The following is a 1,191-nucleotide window of genomic DNA, read 5'->3' as shown; positions in this document are numbered from 1 at the left end:
ACGAGCCACTAAAGCCATTATGCAGCTTGGTTATACGCCACAAATGACAGAGTCGATGACGCTGATGACTTGGATAAAGTTCAGTCAGGTAAAAGGTGTTGTACAACGTATGGGAATAGATGGCGGAAGCTTCAAAAAGCTATTTTTAGGTATTGATCAAGACGGTGACATGTACGCCGGCGGTGGAAGTAACGCCATTTCCAAAGAAGACATTACATTTGCTGCTAACGATTGGGTGCATCTAGCTCTGGTTGTCGAAGAAGGCGGCAGATTCGACAAGTACACAGTATACGTTAATGGTGAAGTCTTTGACGATTTTTYAGGTTATTCAAGAGAGAGTCGTAATACTCGTAACTTAATCATTGGAGCTCTCAACAGCGAGAGCGGTGTGCAAGATCATATGGATGCTGTCCTCGATGATGTRCAACTGTGGTCYCGGGCACTAACCAAAACCGAAGTTCAGAGCTACATGTTGACACCGCCTTTACCCGGTGAGCAAGGCTTGCTTGGGTTCTATAACTTCAGTCGAGTACGTGGTCAATGGGTAGAAAATGTAGCAACAGGTGAGTTTGATGCCTTCCTGACTGACGCGTCAACTTTGAAGGTTGACGGTGTGCTGCCAGACAGTGATGGCGATGGCCTCACCGATCGTCAAGAAATGGCACTATGCACCGATGTGCATACAGCAGACAGTGATGGCGACGGGTTATCTGATGGCATAGAAATGGGGGCAACGACAGGCAAAGTCATTGCTGATCCGTGCTCAACAGACAGTGACCATGATGGAATGGGCGATTATTGGGAATATGACGCAGGCAGCGACCCGTTAGTGGCGGATGCAAATAAAGTCATGGAATCGGGCGGCATAACTTATTGGGAAGCATATGTACTTGCTCAATCAAAAGTAGATACCGAAGCAGGGGTTGCCATAACAACTGGTGACAGGGAGCTAGATTTACGAGCCACTAAAGCCATTATGCAGCTTGGTTATACGCCACAAATGACAGAGTCGATGACGCTGATGACTTGGATAAAGTTCAGTCAGGTAAAAGGTGTTGTACAACGTATGGGAATAGATGGCGGAAGCTTCAAAAAGCTATTTTTAGGTATTGATCAAGACGGTGACATGTACGCCGGCGGTGGAAGTAACGCCATTTCCAAAGAAGACATTACATTTGCTGCTAACGATTG

Annotated in this window: 1 protein-coding gene; it reads left to right on the top strand. The window is 46.5% G+C overall.

Annotated elements, in window-relative coordinates; translation table 11 throughout:
• The coding region (locus HRQ85_RS26065) for a LamG domain-containing protein (RefSeq protein WP_172380986.1) at positions 1-1,191 on the top strand (1,191 nt) is incomplete at both ends.

It is taken from the genome of Vibrio sp. Vb339 (genome assembly GCF_902751245.1).
GTDB classification, from domain to species: Bacteria; Pseudomonadota; Gammaproteobacteria; order Enterobacterales; family Vibrionaceae; genus Vibrio; species Vibrio coralliirubri.
Note: the sequence above shows the minus strand (reverse complement) of the source record. Positions and strands in the feature narration are given on the sequence as shown.